This window comes from Herminiimonas sp. GW821-FHT09C12 (assembly GCF_059416385.1).
On the sequence record NZ_JBWKPC010000001.1, the window covers coordinates 1,806,723 to 1,831,596 of the forward strand.

At 52.3% G+C, this 24,874-nt stretch carries 21 protein-coding genes and 1 other RNA gene; 10 read left to right on the plus strand and 12 right to left on the minus strand.

What is annotated here, in order from left to right; translation table 11 throughout:
• Nucleotides 1-2: 2 nt before the first annotated feature.
• The 6 genes from AC07N2_RS08565 to AC07N2_RS08590 are packed head-to-tail and all read right to left on the minus strand — an operon-like array spanning nt 3 to nt 6,901.
• Entirely contained in the window at nt 3-857 is an 855-nt protein-coding gene (locus tag AC07N2_RS08565) for a transporter substrate-binding domain-containing protein (RefSeq protein WP_494777855.1), read from the minus strand.
• Between the two features lie 4 nt (nt 858-861).
• Nucleotides 862-2,196: an LLM class flavin-dependent oxidoreductase gene (locus AC07N2_RS08570; RefSeq protein ID WP_494777856.1), complete on the minus strand. Its 1,335-nt coding sequence runs from the start codon at nt 2,194-2,196 to the stop codon at nt 862-864.
• A 17-nt stretch (nt 2,197-2,213) separates the two neighbouring features.
• Entirely contained in the window at nt 2,214-2,966 is a 753-nt protein-coding gene (locus AC07N2_RS08575; RefSeq protein WP_494777857.1) for an amino acid ABC transporter ATP-binding protein, read from the minus strand.
• Entirely contained in the window at nt 2,959-3,771 is an 813-nt protein-coding gene (locus tag AC07N2_RS08580; protein WP_494777858.1) for an amino acid ABC transporter permease, read from the minus strand. Before AC07N2_RS08580 ends, AC07N2_RS08575 begins: the two co-directional genes overlap by 8 nt.
• Nucleotides 3,768-4,505, minus strand: coding sequence for an amino acid ABC transporter permease (locus tag AC07N2_RS08585; RefSeq protein WP_494777859.1), 738 nt, complete (start codon nt 4,503-4,505; stop codon nt 3,768-3,770). The genes AC07N2_RS08580 and AC07N2_RS08585 overlap by 4 nt, the downstream gene beginning before the upstream one ends.
• On the minus strand, nt 4,505-6,901 hold the full coding sequence (locus tag AC07N2_RS08590; protein WP_494777860.1) for a TonB-dependent receptor plug domain-containing protein: 2,397 nt from the start codon (nt 6,899-6,901) through the stop codon (nt 4,505-4,507). Before AC07N2_RS08590 ends, AC07N2_RS08585 begins: the two co-directional genes overlap by 1 nt.
• Nucleotides 6,902-7,116: 215 nt before the next feature.
• Here AC07N2_RS08590 and AC07N2_RS08595 point away from each other — a divergent pair, with 215 nt between their 5' ends.
• Complete coding sequence (locus AC07N2_RS08595; protein WP_494777861.1) at nt 7,117-7,815, plus strand: XRE family transcriptional regulator; 699 nt, start codon at nt 7,117-7,119, stop codon at nt 7,813-7,815.
• A gap of 68 nt (nt 7,816-7,883) precedes the next feature.
• On the opposite strand, the gene AC07N2_RS08600 is transcribed toward AC07N2_RS08595, so the two are convergent.
• Complete coding sequence (locus AC07N2_RS08600; RefSeq protein ID WP_494777862.1) at nt 7,884-8,771, minus strand: LysR family transcriptional regulator; 888 nt, start codon at nt 8,769-8,771, stop codon at nt 7,884-7,886.
• A 138-nt stretch (nt 8,772-8,909) separates the two neighbouring features.
• Here AC07N2_RS08600 and AC07N2_RS08605 point away from each other — a divergent pair, with 138 nt between their 5' ends.
• The 3 genes from AC07N2_RS08605 to AC07N2_RS08615 all read left to right on the plus strand — a co-directional run bounded on the left by AC07N2_RS08605 (nt 8,910) and on the right by AC07N2_RS08615 (nt 12,648).
• Nucleotides 8,910-10,130, plus strand: coding sequence for an MFS transporter (locus AC07N2_RS08605; protein WP_494777863.1), 1,221 nt, complete (start codon nt 8,910-8,912; stop codon nt 10,128-10,130).
• A gap of 123 nt (nt 10,131-10,253) precedes the next feature.
• Nucleotides 10,254-11,219: a sulfonate ABC transporter substrate-binding protein gene (locus AC07N2_RS08610; RefSeq protein WP_494777864.1), complete on the plus strand. Its 966-nt coding sequence runs from the start codon at nt 10,254-10,256 to the stop codon at nt 11,217-11,219.
• 118 nt (nt 11,220-11,337) lie between these two features.
• Complete coding sequence (locus AC07N2_RS08615) at nt 11,338-12,648, plus strand: LLM class flavin-dependent oxidoreductase (protein WP_494777865.1); 1,311 nt, start codon at nt 11,338-11,340, stop codon at nt 12,646-12,648.
• 70 nt (nt 12,649-12,718) lie between these two features.
• Here AC07N2_RS08615 and ssrA read toward each other — a convergent pair.
• From ssrA to AC07N2_RS08640, 5 genes are all read right to left on the minus strand, one after another.
• Nucleotides 12,719-13,080, minus strand: a transfer-messenger RNA (tmRNA) gene (gene ssrA / locus AC07N2_RS08620).
• Between the two features lie 95 nt (nt 13,081-13,175).
• Nucleotides 13,176-13,835, minus strand: a complete 660-nt coding sequence (locus tag AC07N2_RS08625) for an HAD family hydrolase (RefSeq protein ID WP_076593546.1) — start codon at nt 13,833-13,835, stop codon at nt 13,176-13,178.
• A 79-nt stretch (nt 13,836-13,914) separates the two neighbouring features.
• On the minus strand, nt 13,915-14,610 hold the full coding sequence (gene ubiG, locus AC07N2_RS08630; protein WP_076593547.1) for a bifunctional 2-polyprenyl-6-hydroxyphenol methylase/3-demethylubiquinol 3-O-methyltransferase UbiG: 696 nt from the start codon (nt 14,608-14,610) through the stop codon (nt 13,915-13,917).
• Nucleotides 14,611-14,733: 123 nt separating this feature from the next.
• On the minus strand, nt 14,734-15,351 hold the full coding sequence (gene ompA / locus AC07N2_RS08635) for an outer membrane protein OmpA (RefSeq protein WP_494777866.1): 618 nt from the start codon (nt 15,349-15,351) through the stop codon (nt 14,734-14,736).
• A gap of 317 nt (nt 15,352-15,668) precedes the next feature.
• Nucleotides 15,669-16,337, minus strand: a complete 669-nt coding sequence (locus AC07N2_RS08640) for an OmpA family protein (RefSeq protein WP_494777867.1) — start codon at nt 16,335-16,337, stop codon at nt 15,669-15,671.
• Between the two features lie 240 nt (nt 16,338-16,577).
• On the opposite strand from AC07N2_RS08640, the gene gyrA reads away from it, so the two are divergent.
• From gyrA to aroA, 6 genes are all read left to right on the plus strand, one after another.
• Nucleotides 16,578-19,193, plus strand: a complete 2,616-nt coding sequence (gyrA, locus tag AC07N2_RS08645) for a DNA gyrase subunit A (protein WP_494777868.1) — start codon at nt 16,578-16,580, stop codon at nt 19,191-19,193.
• Nucleotides 19,193-20,284: a 3-phosphoserine/phosphohydroxythreonine transaminase gene (gene serC / locus AC07N2_RS08650; protein ID WP_076593551.1), complete on the plus strand. Its 1,092-nt coding sequence runs from the start codon at nt 19,193-19,195 to the stop codon at nt 20,282-20,284. Before gyrA ends, serC begins: the two co-directional genes overlap by 1 nt.
• Before the next feature lie 33 nt (nt 20,285-20,317).
• On the plus strand, nt 20,318-21,394 hold the full coding sequence (gene pheA / locus AC07N2_RS08655) for a prephenate dehydratase (protein ID WP_494777869.1): 1,077 nt from the start codon (nt 20,318-20,320) through the stop codon (nt 21,392-21,394).
• A 66-nt stretch (nt 21,395-21,460) separates the two neighbouring features.
• Nucleotides 21,461-22,567, plus strand: a complete 1,107-nt coding sequence (hisC, locus tag AC07N2_RS08660; RefSeq protein WP_494777870.1) for a histidinol-phosphate transaminase — start codon at nt 21,461-21,463, stop codon at nt 22,565-22,567.
• 64 nt (nt 22,568-22,631) lie between these two features.
• On the plus strand, nt 22,632-23,537 hold the full coding sequence (locus tag AC07N2_RS08665; RefSeq protein WP_494777871.1) for a prephenate dehydrogenase: 906 nt from the start codon (nt 22,632-22,634) through the stop codon (nt 23,535-23,537).
• The gene (aroA, locus tag AC07N2_RS08670) at nt 23,534-24,859 is read left to right on the plus strand and encodes a 3-phosphoshikimate 1-carboxyvinyltransferase (protein ID WP_494777872.1); all 1,326 of its coding nucleotides are present in this window, start codon (nt 23,534-23,536) and stop codon (nt 24,857-24,859) included. Before AC07N2_RS08665 ends, aroA begins: the two co-directional genes overlap by 4 nt.
• Nucleotides 24,860-24,874 lie beyond the last annotated feature (15 nt).

Sequence of the window (24,874 nt, forward strand, 5' to 3'; positions counted from 1 at the left end):
AGTTAAGGTTTTGAAGAGGCGTAGCGTTGGTGCGTTTCCGCTACCCAAGGGTTGGCGGGAATGCCATAGCGCTTTTCGAGTTGAACAATCAGTCCACTGCGATGCCAGTCCGCGACGACCTGGTCGAGGAAGGCGCGCAGTTGCGGACGCTGGTTGCGCAGCGTGATAGACCAGTAGGAATAGTCCTGGCTGGGCAACTTGATTTCAAAATCGTTCCAGACTTGATTGCTGTCACGTTTCTTGAGAATTTCGAAGTAGGTGTCATACGCGGCCAGACCAAGGCAGCGACCATCTACGACGGCTTTCTGCGAATCGATTTCACCGCCAAAGTAGGTCACGAAATTGATGCCGAAACGACGTTCACCGGTACGCAGCCAGGAATTGGTTGGTGATGCGCAGAGTGTCTTGCCACGTAAATCTTCCCAACTCTTGATCTGAGAAGACTTGAGCGCAAATACCGTGGTGCCGGAACGATAGAAACCAGGTTCGGCAAAATCCAGCAGTGCCTTGCGCTCCTTCGAGTAAGAGAGCGTAGATACCATGAAATCGCAACGCCCCTGACGTACAAACTCGATGCGATTGGTTGGCGTAACGCGTATGACCTGCAGTTCGAGTTTTCGGTTTAGACGTTCTTCGAGTTTTTTATGAACATCGAGAATCAGATCGTGGGTCAATCCAGCCGGTTTTCCTTGTTCATCGTAATAGGCGAACAGCGGGAATGCCATCGTGGTGCAGATGGCGACACGACCGCGATCACGGATTTGTGCCAGCCCATCGCCGATATCATTCGCGGCCTGTACCAGATTGCTGCTCAGCGCCAGCAACAGTGTCGTGAAAATCAGTCTTGTGAGACGCATGGGTTCAGCTTTCGTAACGGTTGAGAGGACGCGGCAAGCCAAGCTTTTCGCGCAGCGTGCCGTTTGCATAACTGCGTTTGAACAAACCGCGGTCGCGCAAGATAGGTAAAACCTGATCAGAAAATTCTGTGAGGTTGTCGTCCAGATACAGCGGCTTGAAATTGAAGCCATCGGCTGCACCGGTTTCAAACCAGAGTTGGATATCATCGGCGATATCTTCTGCAGTGCCGGTGATAACGCGATGCCCGCCAGAGGCCGCAACTTGCAATGCCAATTCACGGATGGTCAAATTCTTTTCCCGAGCCTGACGCAGGAACAGCGCCTGCTTGCTGCGATTGCCGTTGGTCAGCTCCAGATCCGGTAATGGCCCATCTACTGGATAAGTCGACAGATCGGTGCCGCCAGACAAGGCAGAAAGGAAAGCAACCGCCACATTCAAATCCGTCAGTTCATTGAGCGCATGCAGCTTGTCTTGTGCTTCCTGACGCGTGCGACCGACGACGACGGATAGTCCCGGCATGATCAATTGATGCGATGGCTTGCGACCGGCTACACTCACGCGCGATTTCAAATCCTGATAGAAGGCTTGTGCATCACCAAAATCTGTTTGAGTAGTGAAAATAATGTCGGCAACGCGTGCGGCAAAACGCAGACCTTCTTCGGAAGAACCAGCTTGCACCAGCAGTGGATGGCCCTGTGGTGAACGCGGGACGTTCAAAGGGCCCTTGACCGAAAAATGCTCACCGCGATGATCAACTGCATGTACACGCTGGCGATCGAAGTAACGCGAATTTTCCTTGTCATGCAACAGAAGATCGTCGCCCACACTATCCCAGAGTGCCTTGGCGACATCGACGAATTCTTCGGCGCGCTTGTAACGTGCACCATGTTCGAAGTGCGCCTCGCGTCCGAAGTTGCCAGCTTCCGCATCGGTCAGCGAAGTCACCATATTCCAGCCAGCGCGTCCTTTGCTCAAATGATCCAGCGACGCAAAGCTGCGTGCCAGATGATAGGGCTGGTGGTAAGAGGTGCTGGCAGTAGCGATCAAGCCGATATGGCTGGTCACTACGGACAAGGCGGCCAACAGCGTCAACGGTTCCAGCAGCGCACTGCCGGCTGAAGCTTCGGCTCCGGCTTTGCTCGGCGAGGGAAATGCCAAGCGGTCGGCAAAGAACAGCGCATCGAAGCCGGCTGCTTCAGCGATAGTTGCCGTCTTGCGATCCGCTTCAAAATCCAGCAGGTTGTTGCGTGCAGCTGGATGGCGCCAGCCGGCGACGTGCGCACCTGCTGATGCGGGAAAAAGAAACAGGCGTAATTGCCTAGGTTCAGGAGTAGACATGTTCAATCCTTGAAAAATTACAGGCAGTTATCGAGAAAGCGCTGAGTGCGTGGGTCTTGTGGCGCGCTGAAAAATTGGGCGGGCGGAGCTTGTTCGACGATGCGTCCCTGATCGGTGAAGAAAACTCGATCGGCAATATCGCGAGCAAACTGCATTTCATGTGTCACGATCAGACAGGTCATGCCGCTGGCGGCAACGTCGCGTATGGTGTTCAGCACTTCTTTCACCGTTTCTGGATCTAGCGCCGCAGTCACTTCGTCGAACATCATCACGTCCGGCCGCATGGCCAGACTGCGCGCGATGGCCACGCGCTGTTGCTGACCGCCGGAGAGTTGACCCGGAAATGCATCTGCCTTGTGTTCCAGACGCACCTTGCGCAACAATTCGTAGGCGTATTCGCGCGCCTGCTCCAGCGGCTCCTTGAGCACACTGGTCGGAGCCAGCGTGATGTTGTCCAGCACACTCAGATGCGGGAACAGGTTGTAGCTCTGGAAGATAAATCCGATGCGGCGACGCAGCGCCAGCAAATCCACTTGTGGATCGTTAACGCGTATGCCGCAGACTTCGATCTCGCCACCATCTATCGGTGTCAGGCCGTTCAGCGTGCGTAGCAGCGTCGATTTACCCGAACCGGATGGGCCGATCAGGCAGACGATTTCCGAAGCGGCCACTTCCAGTGAAAAATCTTTCAGTACAGGATTTCCGTTGAAGGACTTTTGTACATTGCGTACGGCGATCTGTGCGGGCGTCGTGTTGGATGGGCTAGTCATGCAGACTCCATTTGTGTTCCAGGTTCTTGGAGAGCCGTGAAATCGGGTAGATGTAAAAGAAGAAAACGAGGAAAACAAACAGATAACCAGGCAGTAGTAATTCCGGACGCGACTCTCCCGCCAAGCGCAACTGCATGGTGGTCATCAAGTCTTCGATACCCAGCAGACTTGCCAGAGCAGTCGCCATGGTGACTGTGCAATACAGATTCATCCAGGCTGGCAACATGCTGCGTAATGCTTGCGGCAAGACAACCTTGCGCAATATCTGGCGTCTATCCAGACCCAGCGATGCGGCTGCTTCCCACTGCGCGACAGGAATGGACTGGATTCCGCCGCGTACCACTTCCGCCGCGTAACCGGATGCCGTCAATGACAAGCCGAGCGCAACCTTGATCCAGTCCGGCATTTGGTAGTACGTACCAAAGAGCTGAACCTCGAAGGGGATCGCATACATCATGAAAAAGATCACCACCAGCCAAGGTGCATTTCGAAAGAACAGTGTGAAGAGTCGTGCTGGACGCGAGAGTGCCGGACGTGGCGAAACCTGCAGTGCGCCAAGTAGAAGGCCGAGCAGGCTGGCCAGCACAACCGAGACGATGCCGATCCAGATGTTCACCAGAAAACCTTCAAACAGTGCCGGCGACCAGCGCAGCATCAGCGCAACGGTTTCGCGATGTTGCAACAGCCAATCTCCGCACCAGATTAAAACGAGTAGTGCCAAGAATTTCATCGGCGTCGGTTTGAACCAGTTTTTCAAATGACGCTCACTGGAAACATGAATTACAGGAGTAACGATGGTGTTCATAGACCGTGATATCCCGGCAAGGTCAGACGACGTTCGAGGGCGCGCATGCTCATCGAAACCAGTCCAAGCAAGGTGAAGTAAGTGACGAAAAGCACGACCATCATTTCAGGCACGTTGAGGTTGTCGCTCCAGATGCGATTGGCCGAGTAAGTCAATTCCGGTACGGCAATCGCATAGGCAATAGAAGTCGCCTTGACTGCCTGCACCAGACTATTGCCTACTGCCGGCAAGCTGTTGCGCAAGGCGAGTGGCAATACAACCTTGCGGAAGGTTTGTCCCGGCGCTAGGCCCAGCGACTGCGCGGCTTCTATCGTTGAACGCGGCACGGCATCAAGACTGCCGCGTATCGCTTCCACCTGATAGGCACCAGCATGGATGCCGAGTACGGCCAGAGCCCATAGGAAGTTGTGCAGCATCTGGGTTTGTGCGTTGCCGCCGGCATCAACTGGCAGCAAGGCACCGAGACCGAAGTAGAAGAAGAACAATTGAATCAGTAATGGCGTGTTGCGAAACACTTCCACATACAGCGTCACAAGCTGACGCGGGAATTCCCAGCGTGCGCCTTTCATCCACGCACCCAGCACACCAATAACCAGAGAGATCACCACGCTGAGAAATGCCAGCGTGATGGTTAGTCCCAGTCCCAGCAAAAAACGCTGACGATCGATAGCATCCCAAAGTATCGTCAGGTTGATGTCATGCGCGAGCAGCAGTTGTTGCAGCGTATCCATCATCACCAGGTGTAATTCAGCGAGGTGTAATAGAACGCGCCGTCGGCCGACAGCGGCGAGTAGCTGCTGTACTGGAATGTGCCGCCTGCATTGTTTGCAGCTAGTGTCAGGTCAGGACGTTTGTTAAACAGATTGTCTGCGCCGACTGTCAGACGCCAGTGCTTGTCGAATGCGTGGCTGGCAGACAAATCGAGCGTCCATTTGGGCGAAAATTTCTGATCAAGCGCTGGACTGGTATTGCTGTAAATCCAGAACGAGCCATAACGCTGCAGCGCCGCATGCAGATCGAGGTTCAAAGCGCGTACGGTGTAGTCGCCCGAGATGATCAGTTTTTGACGAGGGTTCGTATTGGTTAGCTGACCGATCTCGCGACGCTCCACTAGGCTGATAGGAATGCCGAGTTGACCAAGGATGGCTGGGCTGCTTGCAAGCTTGGTGACTTTGGTGCGGTTGTAACCGTAGGTCAGTAAAGCCTTGAGCTTATCGCCGTTGTTGAACTTCCAGCGATATTCACCCGTTACGTCGAGCCCAGTCGTGCTGGTATCGGCGGCGTTGGTCATGTAGCGAATAGTTTGGTAGTTATCGCTGGTAATACCGTTGGCTAACAGATAGGCACGTGCTGCCGCATTGACCTCGAAGCTGGATGAGAGATTGAGGCGATCCTTGACAGCAATATGATAAGCATCGAACGACAGCGTAAGCTGATCAGTAGGGCGCAACATCAGTCCCAATGTTTGGCTTTGCGATTTTTCGGGGCGCAAGTCTTGGGCTCCCAGCAATTTGGCAACCGTCGAATCGACGGCAAAAGTGCCCGACTGCACGGTAACAACACCGGCACCGAAATCCTGCCCTTGGGTTTGAATGCTTGAGTAGTGTTGTTGTGTGAGCGATGGTGCCCGGAAGCCATTCGAGACCGATCCGCGTAAAGCGACCTGCGGATTAAAATCGTAACGGCCAGCCAGCGAACCCGAGAGTGAGTTACCGAAATCGCTGTAGTTTTCATGGCGAGCTGCTGCCGAGACGGTCAATTTCTCCGTCAGTTTGGTTTCCAGATCGAGATAACTCGCGAGACTGTTGCGGTTCCAGGAACCTGCATTCAGCGGGGAAACACCCGGCATGGAAAGAGCACCTTGGCCGTACCAAGATGCGTCGTCACCCTGGCGTATTTTCAACTTCTGCGACTGGTGTTCAAATCCGAATGCAAACGAGAGCGGTGCAGGCAAGCCTACGTCGAAATTACGCGAGAGATTGAGGTTTGCAACCAGTTGCGAGGTTTCATAGGTGCCGTTGTAGAAAGACGTAGGCGAGCTACCTGTCGCCGCATACAGCGATGAATTCACGCTCTTGATATAAGGCGCATAGGTGTTATTGCCCCAATCCAGCGATGCGTCATAGTTCCATGTACCGATTTTTCCACGGCCGCCGACGACCAAAGCCTGATCTTTGACGACAGGTTGATATTCCGGCAAATAACCTTTTGGATAATACGCTGCGACCGCCGCGACGTTGGCACGCTGGCGCGAGTAATAACTGGTGGTTTCGCGCTGGCTAAATGTGCCGAAAGCGTAGAGTTCCAAAGCATCGCTAATGAAATAGTTGCTGTTGAAACCGAACTTACCGCTCTCCAGAGCCGGAGCGCCGACGCGGTTTGTGACCTGTCCATACAGCCCGTCGGTTCGTGCACCGGCCGTCGTGTCGGCACCTGCGCGATTGGTTGCGCCGTTATTCTGTCCTTCGAAGGACAACGTCAACGCACCAGCTTCGCCGAGTGCAATGCCTGTGTGTGCCTGCACTTCGCGGCGTATACCGTCACCATCCTTGTAGCGACCGAACGTCGTGTTGATGCCGCCGCCTTCGCTCTTGTTTTTGAGGATGATGTTGATCACACCGGCGATCGCATCCGAGCCGTAGCGTGCCGAAGCACCATCGCGCAGAACTTCAATGCGCTCAATCGCCGAGATCGGAATCGCAGCGAGATCGACTGGATTGGTACCACGACCCAACGCACCGCCGGTATTCAAAAATGCGCCCTGATTACGCCGCTTGCCATTCACCAATATCAGAACCTGATCCGGCGCAAGGCCGCGCATCACCAGCGGACGTACCGATTCACTGCCGACCGTATTGTGCGGACGCGGTACGCTGACCGAGGCCAGCAGCTTGTTCAATGCGCCGGCCAAGTCGGAAGTGCCCTGATTACTTAATTGTTCGGCGGTGATGACATCCACTGCCTGCACCGAGTCGGCGGCGAGACGGCCGCTGGTCCGCGTGCCCGTCACGACAATGGTAGAAACAACTTCAGAGTCTTCCGCAGGCGATTGAGCATAGGCTGGCAAAGCGAGGCTAGCGATGCCAAGCAAAGGCAAGGCGCGGAACGCAAGAGTGGATTTTCTTGTCATGATGGGTGGCTGGCTTCAGAAAAAATGAGAGAATGCTATCGACCGCTTGATTTTCGCTATAGCGAAAATAAATTATGAAACTTACTTGATAAAATATTAAATAAATCTATAATTAATGCGATTTCCTGCGCTTTGATGAATTGTATTTGCACATTAGCGCAATTTGGAACCAGCGATTTCTCATATGCTTATCTCTAAACGGAAAATAGAACGCTATGCTCAATCTCGAGAAAGAAGAAAAACCCACCGAAACACCAGCAATCACCCCGCCAGCTAAACCGGATGACTTCATAGAAAGACTTAAATTGATTTGCACCCGGGCCGGCAATGCCAGTGCCCTAGCGAAGAAGGCTGATATTTCCAACAGCGGCTTGAGCCGCTATCTCGCCGGCGGCGATCCTTCGCGCAAGGTATTGATAGCGTTGGCAGAGGCGGCCGATGTCAGCCTGCACTGGCTGGCGACCGGTGAAGGAACAATGGAAAAAGGTGGCGGCGTCGCGCGCCCCAGTTCATTGATGTTGCTACCTTTCCTCGGCAGCAATGAGTCGCCGCAGGATGAGGTCGTCGCGACGCGCAAGACGACGCTAACCTCACAAGCCTTCTGTCGTCATTGGTTGGGTAGTCATGGCCTGGATAGCAAAGCACTTGCAGCCATGCAGATACGCGGAGATAGCATGTCCCCAACAATCAGTGATGGGGATGTTGTGTTAATCGATATTCATGCGACGGATATTTTGGATGACAGAATCTATGTCATCCAGGATGCTGGCAATTTATTGGTCAGACGTTTGCAATTGGAGCCGGGTGGAAAAATTCGCACGCTTTGCGACAATCCATCGCATCGGGAATTTGAGATTGATCGAGAGCATTTAGAAATTGTCGGACGCTTGGTGTGGCGAGGCGCTTTGCTTTGATCTGAATATCGTTACGGTTATCTGCTTGTCTTCAATGTAGGACTGATTATTTAGTGAGTACGTCAGACTCAAGGCAAGGTCAGATTTTCGGCAACGAAATCCACGAATACTCGGAGCTTGGGTGATAAGTGCCGACTGGATGGCCAGAGGATGTTCAAAGGCGTGCGCTCCTGGTTGTACTCGTCCAGTACGCTGATGAGTTTGCCTTCATCTAGTTGGCGTTGCACGGTCAGATCCGGCACGCAAGCGAGGCCTATGCCTTGTTCGGCAAAGCAGACTTGTGGGTTCAGCGAATTTGTCATCATGCTGGCGGATAGATCAATCACGAGTGGTTCGCCGTTTCTGCTCAAAGACCAAACATCCAGCTTGCCAGTGCTGGGAAAACGATAGAGCAGGCAAGCATGGTGGCTCAATTCTTCCGGTTGCAGCGGACGTCCACAACGTTCGAAATAGTCTGGTGAACCGACGATGATGCGGCGATAGGAACCGAGAGGTCGGGCCATCAAGCGTGAGTCACTTGGTTTGCCAGTGCGGATCACTGCATCGAAACCTTCTTCAATCACATCCACTAAACGATCTGAGCAATCTATGTCCAGCGCAACATCGGGATAGCGCGACTGGAACTTGGCCAGCCCGGACATGAACTTCACGCTGAGTGATGGCATGCTGATGCGCAGCTTGCCTTGTGGTGCACTTTGCGTTTGCAAGAGTTCTGCTTCGGCTGCTTCCACCTCGCACAGAATGCGGCGACAACGTTCCAGAAATAAGGCACCTTCCGGCGTCAGATTGATGGCGCGGGTAGAGCGATGAAATAGGCGTACGCCCAATCTTTCTTCCAGACGCACGATGGCCTTGCTGACGGCCGATGCCGAGATGCCCAGTTGTTGTCCGGCGGCGGTAAAACTACGTGCTTCCCCTGCGTGAACGAAGACGTTCAGCGAACTTAAATTGTCCATGATTCATTCCTATTAATGACACTAGAGTCATAAGTATTTGGAACTGTAGCCTATTTTTCATTTATCCATTTCCCCTCACACTGTGGCCCAGACTCAGCGCACCACTCGATGCGCGCAGACAGATGATAGGAAATAGAAATGACGACTACGAATGCCACCGCAATCAATAGCAGCGAGCGATTGCCACTGGCCGCATTGCTAGCTTTGGCGATGACAGGTTTTCTGGCGCTGGTGACGGAGATACTTCCGGCCGGCATGCTGTTGCAGATCAGTGCAGGGATGAATGTCTCGGAAGCACTCGCGGGTCAGTTTGTGACTTTATATGCCATGGGTGCATTGGTCGCGGCGGTACCACTGACGGCTGCAACGATAGGTTGGCGTCGGCGCCCGTTATTGATGGCGGCATTGATTGCTGTGCTGGTCTTCAATACGCTGACAGCGCTGACGTCCAGTTATGCGGTCGCTTTGGTCGCACGTTTTCTGGCAGGGATGGGCGTCGGTTTGATCTGGGGCATGCTGGCTGGTTATGCGCGGCGCATGGTGCCGGATCATCTTAAAGGACGTGCCTTGGCGGTGGCTGGATTGGGCGTGCCTTTGGCATTGTCCTTGGGTGTGCCTTTGGGAGCGCTGCTGGCAGCTACTTTGGGTTGGCGCAGTGCGTTTGGCGCGATGTCCTTGCTTGCGCTGGTGGTGCTCGCCTGGGTCTTTTTCAAAGTGCCTGACTATCCGGGACAAGCGGCAGAAAAGCGCGCGCCTATACGCAAGGTTTTCTTGACGCCTGGTGTGCGTCCGGTGTTGGCGGTGCTTGCACTGTGGGTGTTGGCGCACAACATTCTCTTCACTTATATGATGCCCTTCCTCGCACCGGCCGGTCTGTCTAATCGTATCGATTTAGTGCTGCTGGTTTTTGGCGTGGCATCACTAGTCGGTTTGGCGCTGAGCGGCTTGTTGGTAGATCGTATGTTGCGCTTGCTGGTATTGCTTAGTTTGGCTGGCTTTGCTGCGGTTGCGTTGGTGTTGGCTATCGCTGGTACTCAGCCCATGATGGTTTATCTCGCGGTGGCAATCTGGGGATTAACTTTCGGCGGCGCACCTACTTTGCTGCAAACTGCATCGGCAGAAGCGGCTGGTGCTGGTGCGGATGTGGCGCAGTCGATACTCGTCACAGTGTGGAATAGTGCCATCGCGATTGGTGGCATTGTCGGTGGCATTTTGCTGGAGACAACAGGTGCGGGTGCGCTCGCATGGGCTGTGTTGGCATTGGCAACTGCTGGTTTATTGGTGGCCTGGACATCTAGCGCACATGGATTTTCAAACAAGTTTTCGAGCGATATAGGACTGGCTGCAGAAGGTGGGTAAATATTCGCGCTTGAATTTTCTTATGCGGAAAACATTTAAACATTCTTGAAACGATTCGTTCTCTTATCTTGCTGATCTACTTAAGCTTATTCACTTCAACGTGGATACAAGGCAGATCAGTAAATGGTAACGACATCAAACAAACGACGCTTGGTTTTACAAGGCATGGCGGCAGCTGCACTAGCGGGTACAACTTCTTTGAGCGTGGCTGCTGAAGACCGCACTTTGCGCATCGGCTATCAGAAATTCAATACGCTGAATATTCTGAAGGGTACCGGCAATCTGGAAAAAGCCTTGCAGCCTTTGGGATGGAAAGTAAAGTGGTTCGAGTTTGCTGCCGGCCCACAATTGACCGAAGCCTTGAACGTTGATGCGATTGATTTCGGTCATGCGGCGGATACACCGTCGGCTTTTGCCAATGCGGCTGGCGTGAATGCAGTTTATCTTGCGGCTGAACAGCCTTATCCAAAAGGTATCGCCATCTTCACTTCGCAAGATTCACCTATCCGTTCCATCAAGGAATTGAAAGGCAAGAAGATTGCATTGGGACGCGGCTGGAATGTGCAGTATCTACTGGTGCGTGCACTGGAAGAAGTTGGCCTGACTTATAACGACATCGTTCCCGCATACGTCACCAATGCTGCTGATGTACGCGCCGCCTTCCAGTCAGGTAATGTTGATGCCGCGGCCTTATGGGATCCTTTCCTGGCAGGTCAACAAATCACGAGCAATCCTCGTATCTTGCGCGACGGCAGCGGATTGTCGAACAATCGCACTTTCCATTTGGCTAATCCAAAGTTTGTCGATCAAAACAAAAATATCATTCGCACCTTGTTCGCCGAGCTGAAGAAAACCAACACTTGGACCCAGGCGCATCCGCAGGAAACTGCCGAACTATTGGCGCCACAACTGGGTGTTGATGTGAAGGTTCTGCGACTTGCAACCGAACGTCGTAATTACACGACCGTGCCGATCGATGCAGGCATCATTCAGGAACAACAGCAGATCGTTGAAGCTTTCTACAAATTGAATTTGATCAAAAATCCGGTGCAGGTAAAAGACAAGGTATACGGCGAAGTCTTGCTGTAATACGGTCGTAGATGAGGCCTTGCTTCGTTCGCCAAGCTGCGGATGAAGTAAGGCCAATATCTCCCGCATCTTTCGTACATCACATTCGATTTATTCATTCCATTTTCTGGAAACTCCCATGCAGATTCATCTTGCCGCTTTCCTGATTGCCGGCAATGCCGCGCATAGCCAGGTGCTATGGCGTCACCCGCATAGTCAGCCGGGCGGTTTTCTCAAACTCGACTATTACGCGCGCATTGCACAAACGTTGGAACGCGGTAAATTCGATTTACTGTTCTTCGCAGATCGACTTGCAGTATCGACGCGCTACGGTGGTGATCATCGCTATGGCGTAACGCATGGCGACCAGGATGCGACGCGACTCGATCCTTTGCCGGTACTTGGAGCGCTGGCAGCAGTTACATCGCATATCGGTTTGGGCGCGACACGTTCCACTACTTATTCTCAACCGTATAGTCTGGCGCGTGAGTTTTCGACCTTGGATCATTTGTCTTCCGGACGTGCCGCGTGGAATGTCGTGACTTCAGTCAATCAGGGAGAGGCTGATAATTTCGGCTTACGCGAAACCCTTGGGCATGATGAACGCTACGATCGTGCCGATGAATTCCTCGAAGTCGCACATAAGTTATGGGATAGCTGGGCACCCGACGCCTTGCAATTGGATGCGAGTAAAGGGCTGTATGCAGATGCTAATCAAGTCAATGCGATTGCGCATCAAGGCAGACATTTCAATGTGCAAGGTCCGTTGAATATTCCTGCGTCACCGCAAGGAGGCCCCGTCATTATTCAGGCTGGTTCATCACATCGCGGACAAGACTTCGCTGCGCGTTGGGCTGAGGTGGTATTCGGCATTCAACCAGACCTGACGCGCATGCAACGCTTCTATCAAGACTTGAAAGGACGCGTCGCGAAGTTTGGTCGCGCACCAACTGATATCAAGGTGCTCACCGCGATGATGCCCTTCGTCGGCAATACGTTGGCGGAAGCGGAAGAAAAACGCGCGCAGCATAATGCGTTGGTTGATAATCCTCTGGTCGGCTTATCGACCTTGTCCAGCCACATGAATGTTGATTTCTCAGCGTATCCGCTGGATGCACCTATCGAAGACTTGCAAGTCGCCGGCATGCAGGGTTTGTTCAGTTTGGTCAAAGAATTATCGAAAGAGCAGAAATTGACGCTGGCAGATATCGGTCGTTTGTATGCGCGTGGTGTGCTGGTGCCGCAGATAGTTGGAACTGCTTCCGATATCGCCGATTGGATGGGCAACATCATTGCGCAGCAAGGTGCTGATGGCTTTGTCATTACGCCAGCGCATTTACCAGATGGCTTCGATGATTTCGTTGATCTGGTCGTGCCGGAATTGCAAAGACGCGGGCAATTCCGTCTTGAATATGAAGGTGATACTTTGCGCAGCTATTTGCAAAGTTGATGGGTAACGGCGGTGATGCAAGGCCCAGAAACGACAAAACCGTTGACGGATCAACGGTTTGGCGTATTCGTGGTGGAGGCGGCGGGAATCGAACCCGCGTCCAGAAGCACTCTACAGACAGTTCTACATACTTAGCGCTGCCATTTGATTTAACCCAGACGACGCGGACGCGCACGCTTCGGACAGGCGAGTCACCTATTATTTAACGCCTTGCCAAGTGACCCGGCACGACGCGATTCCTTGTATATGACTTCACTGCTGTTGCCAGCCCGCCCCAAGGAAGAAACGGTGTGAAGCTAACCGGTTATTAAGCGGCTAGTGCGTACGAGTTATCGTTTGCAGTTATTACTTTTCCGGTTGTATTTACGAGGTGACCAGCCCTCGGTATGCCCTGCGCTGCTTTGCAACCCCTGTCGAAACCAGGTCGCCCCCAAGCATTGCCATTGTATCTCATTAGATGGGGTGATTCATCCGAGATTCAAGTGAGCTGGAATTTAGCGGCTCTCCTTGAAACTGGAAATTTGTTTTTACTGGCTAATCAGCGTAAACAATTGCTGTGGAGACTCCGCTAAAGCATCTGCATTCCAGCTGGCCGGTGCAATGTTGCCGCAGTAGCCCCAACCGGCGGCGATAGTGGTCATGCCGGCTGCCTGGCCTGCTTGAATGTCACGCAAATCGTCGCCGACATACCAGCAATGCTCCGGATCGATGCCGATACGTTTGGCGGCTTCGAACAGCGGAGCAGGGTGTGGTTTGGGATGGCTCGCGGTATCACCTGAGATAACGCAGGCAGCATGGTCAAGGCCGATTTGTGGCACCAGGCTGTCAGTAAGGTAGGAAACTTTATTGGTGACGATACCCCAGACGATGCCTTGTGCTTGCAAGTTGGCAAGCAGTTCAGTGATGCCATCGAACAAGCGGCTTTCGACCGCGATCGATTCTTCGTAGTTTTTTAGGAAAGCATCGCGCAGTTCCGGGTACTCAGCATCTTGCGGTGTCAGTCCGAATGCTGCACCTATCAATCCGCGTGCACCTGCCGAAGCGGTGGGACGTAACAATTCATAATCAGTCGGTTCCAGTCCGCGTGCAATGCGCAATTGATTGACTGCACCAGCCAAATCAGGTGCGGTATCTGCAAGCGTGCCATCGAGGTCGAACAAGATGGCTTGTGGTGTGCGTAATTTCATGCGGACTCAATCAATATGCAGAAGGATGAGAGCAAGCGCTTTGTCATAATTGAAACCGATGAAAAGCGCTGAGATTTAATCAGGCTGGTTTTGTACACGCGACCAGATAATTGACGCTGGTGTCCTGATGAAGAGAATAAATCTTCGTGAGTGGATTGAAGCCCATGCCCTTGAGCGCATCAATGCTCAGACCAGCTTCGCGGGCAAAGCGCGACAATTCAGCTGGTGTGATGAACTTGGCGTAGTCATGCGTACCTTTGGGCAGCATGCGCAATAAATATTCTGCACCAATGATGGCGTGTATATATGCTTTTGGATTGCGATTGATAGTCGAGAAAAATATCTTGCCACCTGGTTTTGCGAGCTTTGCACAGGCTGCGACGATCGAGGCAGGATCAGGGACGTGTTCCAGCATTTCCATGCAGGTGACAACATCATAGCGACCGGCTTCTCGTTCTGCCAAATCTTCGGCTGCGATCAATTCGTAGCGTACTTGCACGCCTGATTCCAGACTGTGCAAATCGGCGACCTTCAGTGCCTTTTCGGACAAATCGATGCCAGTGACGTTCGCGCCTTTTTTTGCCATCGACTCAGCAAGGATGCCGCCACCGCAACCGATATCGACGACAGTTTTGCCGCTGATAGGTGCACGACCATTGATCCATTCAAGACGCAATGGATTGATTTCATGGAGCGGGCGAAATTCTGATGTTGGATCCCACCATTGATGGGCCAGGTCGCTAAATTTTTTCAGTTCTAATGGGTCGGCGTTCATGGGTTAGATGATAACTGGAAAGTGCGTTGAGTGTATTTGTTGCGTTGCTACGTGTAGAGCGGCTTGTTTTATGCACGAAAAAAAACCCCGCCGTAGCGGGGTTTTGGATTCGTAAAAAACGAATTATTTACGTGTACCAACAACTTCGATTTCTACGCGACGGTTTTGTGCGCGACCAGCTGCTGTTTTGTTTGTAGCGACTGGTTGTTTTTTGCCTTTGCCTTCGGTGTAGATACGTTTCGAATCAACACCTTTGCCAACCAAGTAGCCTTTAACAGCTTCTGCGCGACGGATCGACAGTTTTTGGTTGTATGCATCGGAACCGATCGAATCGGTATGACCAACAGCAATGATAACTTCCAGGTTCAAATCGTTGAGTTTGGAAGCCAGATCGTCAAGCTTAGCTTTGCCTTCTGGTTTCAAAACTGCTTTGTCAAAGTCAAAGAATGCATCAGCTGCAAATGTGACTTTTTCCGAAGTTGGAACTGGTGCAACAACAGCAGGACCTGCTGGAGCTGCTGGAGCTGCTGCGACCAATGCGCCATCGCAACCGGCAACTGAAGCTGCTGGAGTCCAGTAGCCAGTGTGCCAGCACAGACCGGTCGAGTTGCGAACGATCGTACCGTTAGTGGCTTGAGCGTAAGCGCTGTTTGGTGTGCTTGCTTTGATGTCTGTTTGAGCTTGTGCAGAGAACGCAACGACCGCGGATGCAGCGAAGACGAGTTTTGCTAATTTATTCATATTTCTTTCTCCTCTCGAGTGAGATATCCGCAGATTAACCTGCGCAAATTACGTGAATGACATCGGAAATGGATATTAACACGCGCTTCAACGACCACATGAAACAAAATTGTTCACATGCAATAGTCTAACTTGCCTCCATTTTGCCACAGCCGATGCGTCCAGCGAACGATTGCCAAATCGACTAATTAACGTTTTGTTCAAAGCGTTGTGTATAAACAACGACTTGCTAAGAAATATTTCCCCTGGCAAAACATTGACCTTTGAACATCAAAAACGTTCATGTTTTTGAGAAATCTTTAATAAAAAGCACTCTTTTATTTCGGCAAGTTGTGCATTTCAATTAAAACGCGCCGATTTGGTGCCAAGCATGCAACTAGTTTGGTGCGTTTCAATTTGCTGTCGCACTCCTTGATAGGCTGGTTCGCACCGACGCCGGCGACCTTCATATTGACCGTTACGCCCTTTTTCTTTAGATAGGTGGCGACTGCGGCAGCGCGTTTTTCCGATAAAACCTGGTTGGAGCGTGCATTGCCCAGCAAATCCGTGTATCCGGTAATCGTCATGCCGCTGGCGCCATTACATGCAGTCAGTTTTGGCAAGACATCTTGATCGATGCGGGTTTTGGCCGCTCTATTTAATATAGTCTGATTCAGACCGAAGGTTTGGTCGCTTTCCAGCACGATAGTGAAATTGCAAGAATTGGCTGCAATAGCCGCTGGCGCTACTTTGCCGTCCAGATGGCTGGCAACCTCCGGCGCGGTTGGATTCGGGATCGGTGACGCCAGCGCGCCGTCGCAGCCTGCGACCGCATCGCCCGGTGTCCATGCGCCTGAGCGCCAGCACAGGCCAAAGGCGCTGCGTGTGACTACGCCGCGGCTATCTTGTGTGTATGCATTGTTTGCTGGGACCTGAATATCGGTTTGCGCGGCGACGTAGGATGAGGAAGCGCCAAGCAGCAAGCCAAGGACCACTTTGTTGATCATGTTTTTCTCTTGTTAATGGATGAGGGCTGAAAAAGAGGCATATTTTTGACAGTCAGCATTTAAACATATTTTCTTCACACTACGTGGCTGCAATGGCCGCCGCGGCGAAAGCTCCTCCGATTGCCGAAAGCGGGGAAGAGAGGGCGCTGCCGTGTTAAAATCTTACGATTTGCCGGATCGCCCGTTTGCTCAAGCGATTCTTCATTCAAAACCCCTAGCCAAAGACCAGACGAACCGCCAATGGATCAATTCGCTAAAGAAACAATCCCTATTTCACTCGAAGAAGAGATGCGCAAGAGTTACCTCGATTACGCAATGAGCGTAATCGTAGGCCGCGCATTGCCCGATGTGCGCGACGGCTTGAAGCCGGTGCATCGCCGGGTGTTGTTTGCCATGCATGAGATGAACAATGTGTGGAATCGCCCGTTCGTAAAATGCGCACGTGTGGTCGGTGAGACCATGGGTAAATACCACCCGCACGGTGACGCGTCGATTTACGACACACTGGTGCGTATGGCTCAACCATTTTCGCTGCGTTACATGTTGGTTGATGGTCAAGGTAACTTCGGTTCCATCGACGGCGATAATGCTGCGGCGATGCGTTACACCGAGTGCCGCCTGGACAAGATCGCTGGTGAGCTGCTGGCCGATCTGGACAAGGAAACCGTCGATTTCGTACCTAACTATGACGGCAAGGAAAAAGAACCGTCGGTACTGCCGACACGTATTCCTAACCTGCTGATCAATGGCTCGTCCGGTATCGCGGTTGGTATGGCGACGAATATCCCGCCGCACAATATTACTGAAGTCATTGATGGCGCTTTGCATGTCTTGCGTAATGCAGATGCGACGGTCGATGAGCTGATCGAAATTATCCCGGCGCCAGATTTCCCTACGGGCGGCATCATTTATGGTGTCTCCGGCGTGCGCGACGGTTATCGCACCGGTCGCGGTCGCGTGGTGATGCGTGCGAAGACTCACTTCGAAGAATTCGGCAAGGAAAACCGCGCCGCCATCATCGTCGACGAGTTGCCGTATCAGGTAAACAAGAAGTCGCTGCTGGAACGTATCGCAGAACTGGTGCGCGACAAGAAGCTGGACGGTATTTCCGACATTCGCGACGAATCCGATAAATCGGGTATGCGCGTAGTGATCGAGTTGAAGCGTAATGAAGTACCGGAAGTTGTACTGAACAATCTGTACAAACAGACTCAGTTGCAAGATACCTTCGGTATGAATATGGTCGCGTTAGTCGATGGTCAGCCTAAGTTGCTGAACCTGAAGCAGATGCTTGAATGCTTCCTGTCGCATCGTCGTGAAGTTGTTACGCGTCGTACGGTATTTGAATTGCGCAAGGCACGTGAGCGCGGTCACGTACTGGAAGGCTTGGCAGTTGCATTGGCCAATATTGATGATTTCATTGCAATCATCAAGGCTGCACCTACGCCGCCAGTAGCTAAAGTTGATTTGATGTCGCGTGCCTGGGATTCGTCCGTTGTGCGTGAAATGTTGGCGCGTACTGGCGAAGAAGGCGTAGGCGGTGTTAATGCCTTCCGTCCGGAAAACCTGCCTAAGCATTACGGTATTCAGCCTGATGGTTTGTACAAACTGTCTGACGATCAAGCGCAGGAAATTTTGCAGATGCGTCTGCAACGCCTGACCGGTCTGGAACAAGACAAGATCGTCAATGAATACAAAGAAGTGATGTCGCAAATCGCCGATTTGCTGGATATTTTGGCGAAGCCTGAGCGTGTTACCGTCATCATCACTGATGAACTGACAGTAGCGAAGAACGAATACGGCATTGGCAATAAAGATGAACGTCGTTCGACCATCGAGCTGAACGCAACTGATCTCGGTACCGAAGATCTGATCACGCCGCAGGATATGGTCGTGACCTTGTCGCATACCGGTTACATGAAATCGCAGCCGATTTCTGAATACCGTGCGCAAAAACGTGGCGGTCGCGGCAAGCAAGCGATGGCCACTAAGGAAGACGACTGGATCGATCAACTGTTCATCGCCAATACACATGACTACATCCTTTGCTTCAGCAATCGTGGTCGTTTGTACTGGTTGAAAGTATGGGAAGTGCCGCAAGGCTCGCGCAACTCGCGCGGCAAGCCTATCGTCAATATGTTCCCGTTGCAGGACGGCGAAAAAATCACCGTGATCTTGCCGATCTCCGGCGAGAACCGTACTTTCCCTGAAGATCACTACATCTTCATGGCAACCAGTCTCGGTACCGTGAAGAAAACACCACTGAGCGATTTCAGCAATCCACGCAAGGCCGGCATCATCGCGGTTGATCTGGATGATGGCGATTTCCTGATCGGTGCGGCACTGACCGATGGCAAGCACGATGTCATGCTGTTCTCCGATTCCGGCAAGGCAGTGCGCTTTGACGAAAACGATGTGCGTCCTATGGGCCGTACGGCACGTGGCGTACGCGGCATGAATCTGGAAGAAGGCCAACAGGTCATCGCCTTGCTGGTTGCAGAAAACGAGCAACAGTCCGTCCTGACAGCGACTGAAAACGGTTACGGTAAACGTACGCCGATTACTGAATACACGCGTCATGGTCGTGGTACCAAAGGCATGATTGCGATCCAGACTAGCGAACGTAACGGCAAAGTAGTAGCCGCGACCTTGGTAGAAGCTGCTGATGAAATCATGTTGATCACGACCGGTGGCGTATTGATACGCACCCGTGTTGCAGAAATTCGCGAAATGGGTCGTGCCACACAAGGCGTGACTCTGATTGCTGTCGAAGACGGCACCAAGCTGAGCGGCCTGCAACGCATACTTGAATCAGATATTGAAGAAGATCAATCCGGGGCGGAGGAAGCAGAATAATGAAGCGTGTGTTTAACTTTTCGCCGGGGCCGGCTGCATTGCCAAAAGAAGTAATCCAGCAGGCCGCGGATGAAATGACGAATTGGAGAGATAGCGGTTTGTCCGTGATGGAAATGAGTCATCGCGGTAAGGAATTTACAGAAATCCTGGAAACAACCAAGAACGATTTACGTGCTTTGTTGGCAGTTCCGGATAACTACAAAATTCTGTTGATGCAAGGTGGTGCGATTGCTGAAAATGCGATTGTGCCTATGAACTTGGTCGGCAAAAAATCGCAACCCGCAACTATCGATTTCGTTAACACTGGTCATTGGTCTGCCAAAACTATTCACGAAGCGCACAAGTACGCAAAAGTGAATGTCGCCGCATCGTCGGAAGACAAGAACTTTACCTATGTACCTGCGCGCGATACCTGGAAGCTGACACCTGATGCAGCCTACGTGCACATCTGCACGAATGAAACCATCGGTGGTGTCGAATTCGACTACACACCGGATGTCGGCAATGTGCCTTTGGTGGCAGATATGTCGTCCAATATTTTGTCGCGTGAAATCGATATCTCGAAATACGCTGTGGTCTATGCTGGCGCGCAAAAGAACATTGGTCCTGCCGGTTTGACGATCGTGATCGCACGTGAAGATATGCTGGGTCATGCATTACCGATTTGCCCATCAGCATTTGACTGGAAGGAAGTGGCTGATCATGACTCCATGTTCAATACGCCTCCGACCTATCCGATCTACATCGCCGGTTTGGTCTTTGCGAATCTGCGTCGTTTGGGCGGTGTTGCAGCGATGGAAAAAATCAATATCGAGAAATCGACATTGATGTACAACTACCTGGACTCGACCGATTTCTATAAAAACTCGGTATCGATTGCGAATCGCTCGCGCATGAATGTGCCGTTTGTATTGCATGATGCATCCTTGGATGCAAAATTCCTGGCTGAAGCAGCGCAAAACGATTTGGTGCAACTCAAAGGTCATAGTTCAGTCGGCGGCATGCGTGCGTCGATCTACAACGCGATGCCACTTGAAGGCGTACAAAAGCTGGTCGCGTTCATGAAAGACTTCGAGAAAAAGTACGGCTGATTTTTATTCAAATAAAAGATTGTTTGCATAACTATGACGACCGACGACAAGCTCAAACCACTGCGTGAACAGATCGATGCGATCGATGCGCAAATTCTCGATTTACTGAATCGGCGCGCACGCGTCGCGCAGGAAGTCGGCCACGTCAAGGCGGAGACGAACGCACCGGTCTTCCGTCCTGAGCGCGAAGCACAAGTGTTGCGCAGCGTGGCAGAACGCAATCCAGGACCTTTGCTCGCTACGGATATTCAAACTGTTTTCCGTGAAGTGATGTCGGCTTGTCGTGCGCTGGAAAAACGCGTGACGGTTGCCTATCTCGGTCCAGTCGGGACTTTCAGCGAACAAGCGGTGTATCAGCAATTTGGTCGCGCAGTCGATGCGATGCCATGTGCATCCATCGATGAAGTATTCCGCGCAACGGAAGCTGGCACTGCCGACTTCGGTGTCGTGCCTATCGAAAATTCGTCGGAAGGCGTGATCAATCGCACTCTCGATTTATTGTTGCAAACGACGTTGACCATCAGCGGTGAAGTATCGATTCAGGTGAATCACAGCTTGATGACGCGCACTGGGTCCATGGCTGGCGTGAAAACTATCTGTGCGCATTCGCAGGCACTGGCGCAATGTCAGGTTTGGCTCAACCAAAATTACCCGAACATCGAACGCATGGCAGTTGCTTCCAATGGTGAAGCGGCACGTCTGGCCGGTGAAGATCCGAGCATCGCTGCCATCGCGAGCGAGATCGCCGGGCAAAAATACAATTTGCAAGTCATCAAGGCGCACATCCAGGATGATCCGCACAATCGCACGCGTTTTGCGGTGATTGGTCGTCTGCAGACTTCGGCCAGCGGTAAAGACCAAACTTCATTGGTATTGTCGGTGCCGAACAAGGCGGGTGCTGTATATAACTTGCTCGCACCTTTGGCCAAGCATGGTGTGTCGATGACGCGTTTCGAATCGCGTCCGGCACGCATGGGTACGTGGGAATATTATTTCTACGTCGATGTGGAAGGTCATCTGCAAGATGCCAAGGTTGAAAACGCCTTGAAAGAATTAAAAGACAACGCAGCATTTTTCAAAGTGCTGGGTTCGTATCCATTCAGTTTGTGATGTGTTGCGGACGCTGCCTGGCGGTATCCGACTTTGCCTCAGACGTGATTTATTTTGGAATCTTCTATGTCAATTAAGTTTGGTCCTGACTACGTTCGTGCGATTGCGCCTTACCAGGGCGGTCGCCCGATTGCGGAAGTCGCGCGTGAATTCGGCCTCGATGAAGCAAAAATCGTCAAACTCGCTTCGAATGAAAATCCTCTCGGTATGCCTGAGTCTGCCAAGCAGGCGATGGCTGTAGCGATAGCCGATGCTGGTCGCTATCCGGATGGCAACGGTTTTGCATTAAAAGCCTCGATTACCGCCAAATACGGTGTGCCAGCTGAGTGGATTACGCTGGGCAACGGCAGCAATGACATCCTTGAATTGGCCGCACATGCATTTGTGCAGCCAGGGCAATCGGTGATCTATGCGCAGTACTCATTTGCGGTTTATCCATTGGCGACGCAAGCTGTAGGCGGACGTTCATTGGTGATCGCAGCCAAGGATTTTGGCCACGATTTGGAAGCAATGGCAGATGCGATTGAAGCGGATACGCGCTTGATTTTTGTCGCCAATCCTAACAATCCAACCGGCACTTTTATTCCAGGTGCTGAGATTGAAGCTTTCCTCAAGCGCGTGCCACCGGATGTGGTGGTGATACTGGATGAGGCTTATACCGAATTCCTCGCGCCGGAACAGCAATATGACTCCATCGGCTGGGTCGCGCAGTATCCGAACTTGCTGGTTTCCCGTTCCATGTCCAAGGTCTACGGCCTGGCCGGTTTGCGTATTGGTTATGGCATTGCGCAGGCTGGCATTACCGATTTGCTCAATCGCATACGTCAGCCTTTCAATGTGAATTCGCTGGCGCAAGCCGCCGCGATCGCTGCCTTGAATGATCATGCTTTCGTACAAAAAAGCGCGCAACTGAATGCCGCTGGTTATCGCCAGCTGACGCAGGCTTTCGATGCGTTGAAGCTGCGCTATTTGCCATCTTCCGGCAACTTTGTCATGGTCAAGGTTGGCGATGATGATGGCGCGGGTGCACGCGTCAATCTGGCTTTGCTGAAACAGGGTGTGATCGTGCGTCCGGTTGGCAATTATGGCTTGCCGCAATGGTTGCGTATATCCATCGGGCTGGAAGAAGAAAACGCGATCTTTATCGCAGCTCTGAAACAAGCCCTGGCCTGATTTTTATAGTACTTATCTCAGTTCGTTTCTAGGCTGAACCGATCAACCGTTTTCCTGTGCTCTCGTGCTTAAAAAAATTGTCATCTTTGGAGTAGGTTTGATCGGCGGATCGTTTGCGCGCGCATTGCGCCAAGCGGGCGCGGTCGAGAAAATCGTGGGTGTGGGCCGCACTGCGGCGCCTCTGCAACGCGCCAAAGAGCTGGGCATTATCGATGTCGCCAGTACTTCAGTGGAAGAAGCATTGCGTGATGCCGACTTGGTATTGCTGGCAGCACCAGTAGCGCAAACAGCCACTATCCTGAAGTCGATCAAGCCGTATTTGCAGGCGGGTACCATCGTGACAGATGCAGGTAGCATCAAGGGTGAAGTTGTTGCGACTGCGCGTGCAGTACTTGGTGACAAGATTGCGCAATTTGTGCCCGGTCATCCGATTGCAGGACTGGAAGCGAATGGGCCGGAAGCAGCGATTGCCGATCTGTATGTAGGCAAGAAGGTTGTGTTGACGCCTTTGGCAGAAAATTCGGCTGCTGACGTCGCATTGGTGGCGCGAGCCTGGCAACAATGCGGCGCGATTATCCATCAACTGACGCCAGAAAATCACGATGCTGTGTTCGCCGCAGTGAGTCATTTGCCGCACTTGCTGGCCTATGCCTTGGTGGACGATATCGCGAACAAGCCGCATGCCGATTTATTGTTCCAATATGCAGCCAGTGGTTTCCGCGACTTCACGCGGATTGCCGGTTCTTCGCCAGAAATGTGGCGTGATATCAGTCTGTCGAATCAAGATGCAATATTAAATGAGCTGGACGCATACATCGCTCAGTTGACGCGCTTCCGTGCGCAGTTGGCGGCCAAGGATGGCGAGGCGATGCAAGCAATGTTTGCGAATGCACAGCGCGCGCGTCAAAATTGGCAGCGCAGCATAGAAATGGCTGAACCTCCTCAGCCCAAACCAGATGGCGATGAATGAAACATTATCCGCATTATCTTGATCTGAAACCGGCGATGCACGCAAAAGGCGTGGTGCGTTTGCCTGGTTCCAAAAGTATTTCCAATCGTACTTTGCTGCTGGCTGCATTGGCGAATGGCACGACGCATATCAAGGATTTGCTCGCTTCTGACGATACGCATGTGATGCTGATGGCTTTGCAAAAGCTGGGCGTCAAATGGGAACAAATCGGCGAGTCACAGGATTATGTTGTGCACGGCGTGAACGGCGTTTTCCCTGTGCATCAGGCTGATCTTTTCATGGGCAATGCGGGTACTGCCATTCGTCCGCTGACGGCAGCACTGGCTGTGACTGGTGGCGATTACACACTGCATGGCGTAGCGCGTATGCATGAACGTCCTATCGGTGATTTGGTCGATGCCTTGAATGCCATCGGTACGCATATCGAGTACACCGGTGAGCCGGGTTATCCGCCGCTGCATATTCAACGCAGTCTTGTTCATGCGCATCAGATGTCGGTGCGTGGAAATGTGTCCAGTCAATTTCTGACGGCATTGCTAATGGCTGCACCTTTGATGGCGCGCGAGCAGGATGTAACGATCACGGTGATTGGTGAGTTGATCTCCAAGCCGTATATTGAAATTACCTTGAACTTGATCCAGCGCTTTGGCGTAGAAGTGCAACGCAATGGCTGGCAGTCGTTCACGATTAAAGCAGGGCAGCGTTATGTGAGTCCGGGCACCATCCATGTGGAAGGTGATGCTTCATCGGCGTCCTACTTCCTTGCGGCCGGCGCGATTGCCGGTGGTCCGGTGCGTGTCGAAGGCGTGGGTAAAAACAGTATCCAAGGCGATGTGCGCTTTGTCGAAGCGCTGGAGCAAATGGGTGCGACCATACGCATGGGCGATAACTGGATAGAAGCCGAATCGAATGGCGTCTTGCGTGCGATTGATGCCGACTTCAATCACATTCCTGATGCCGCAATGACGATAGCGGTTGCCGCCCTCTATGCTGATGGACCTAGTACTTTGCGTAATATTGCCAGTTGGCGCGTGAAGGAAACCGATCGCATCAGCGCAATGGCGACTGAATTGCGCAAGTTGGGTGCAATAGTGGAAGAGGGTGACGACTACCTGAAAGTAACACCGCCGGCAGAGATACAAGCAGCGGCGATCGATACTTATGATGATCATCGGATGGCAATGTGCTTCTCGCTGGCAACGCTGGATGGTGCCGCACGCCGCGGTAACAGGGTGCGCATCAACGATCCGCAATGTGTAGCCAAGACTTTCCCTGAATACTTCGATGCCTTTGCCAAGGTTGCAGAAGACAGTTTGTTTTAATGCGTGGCGAGATGA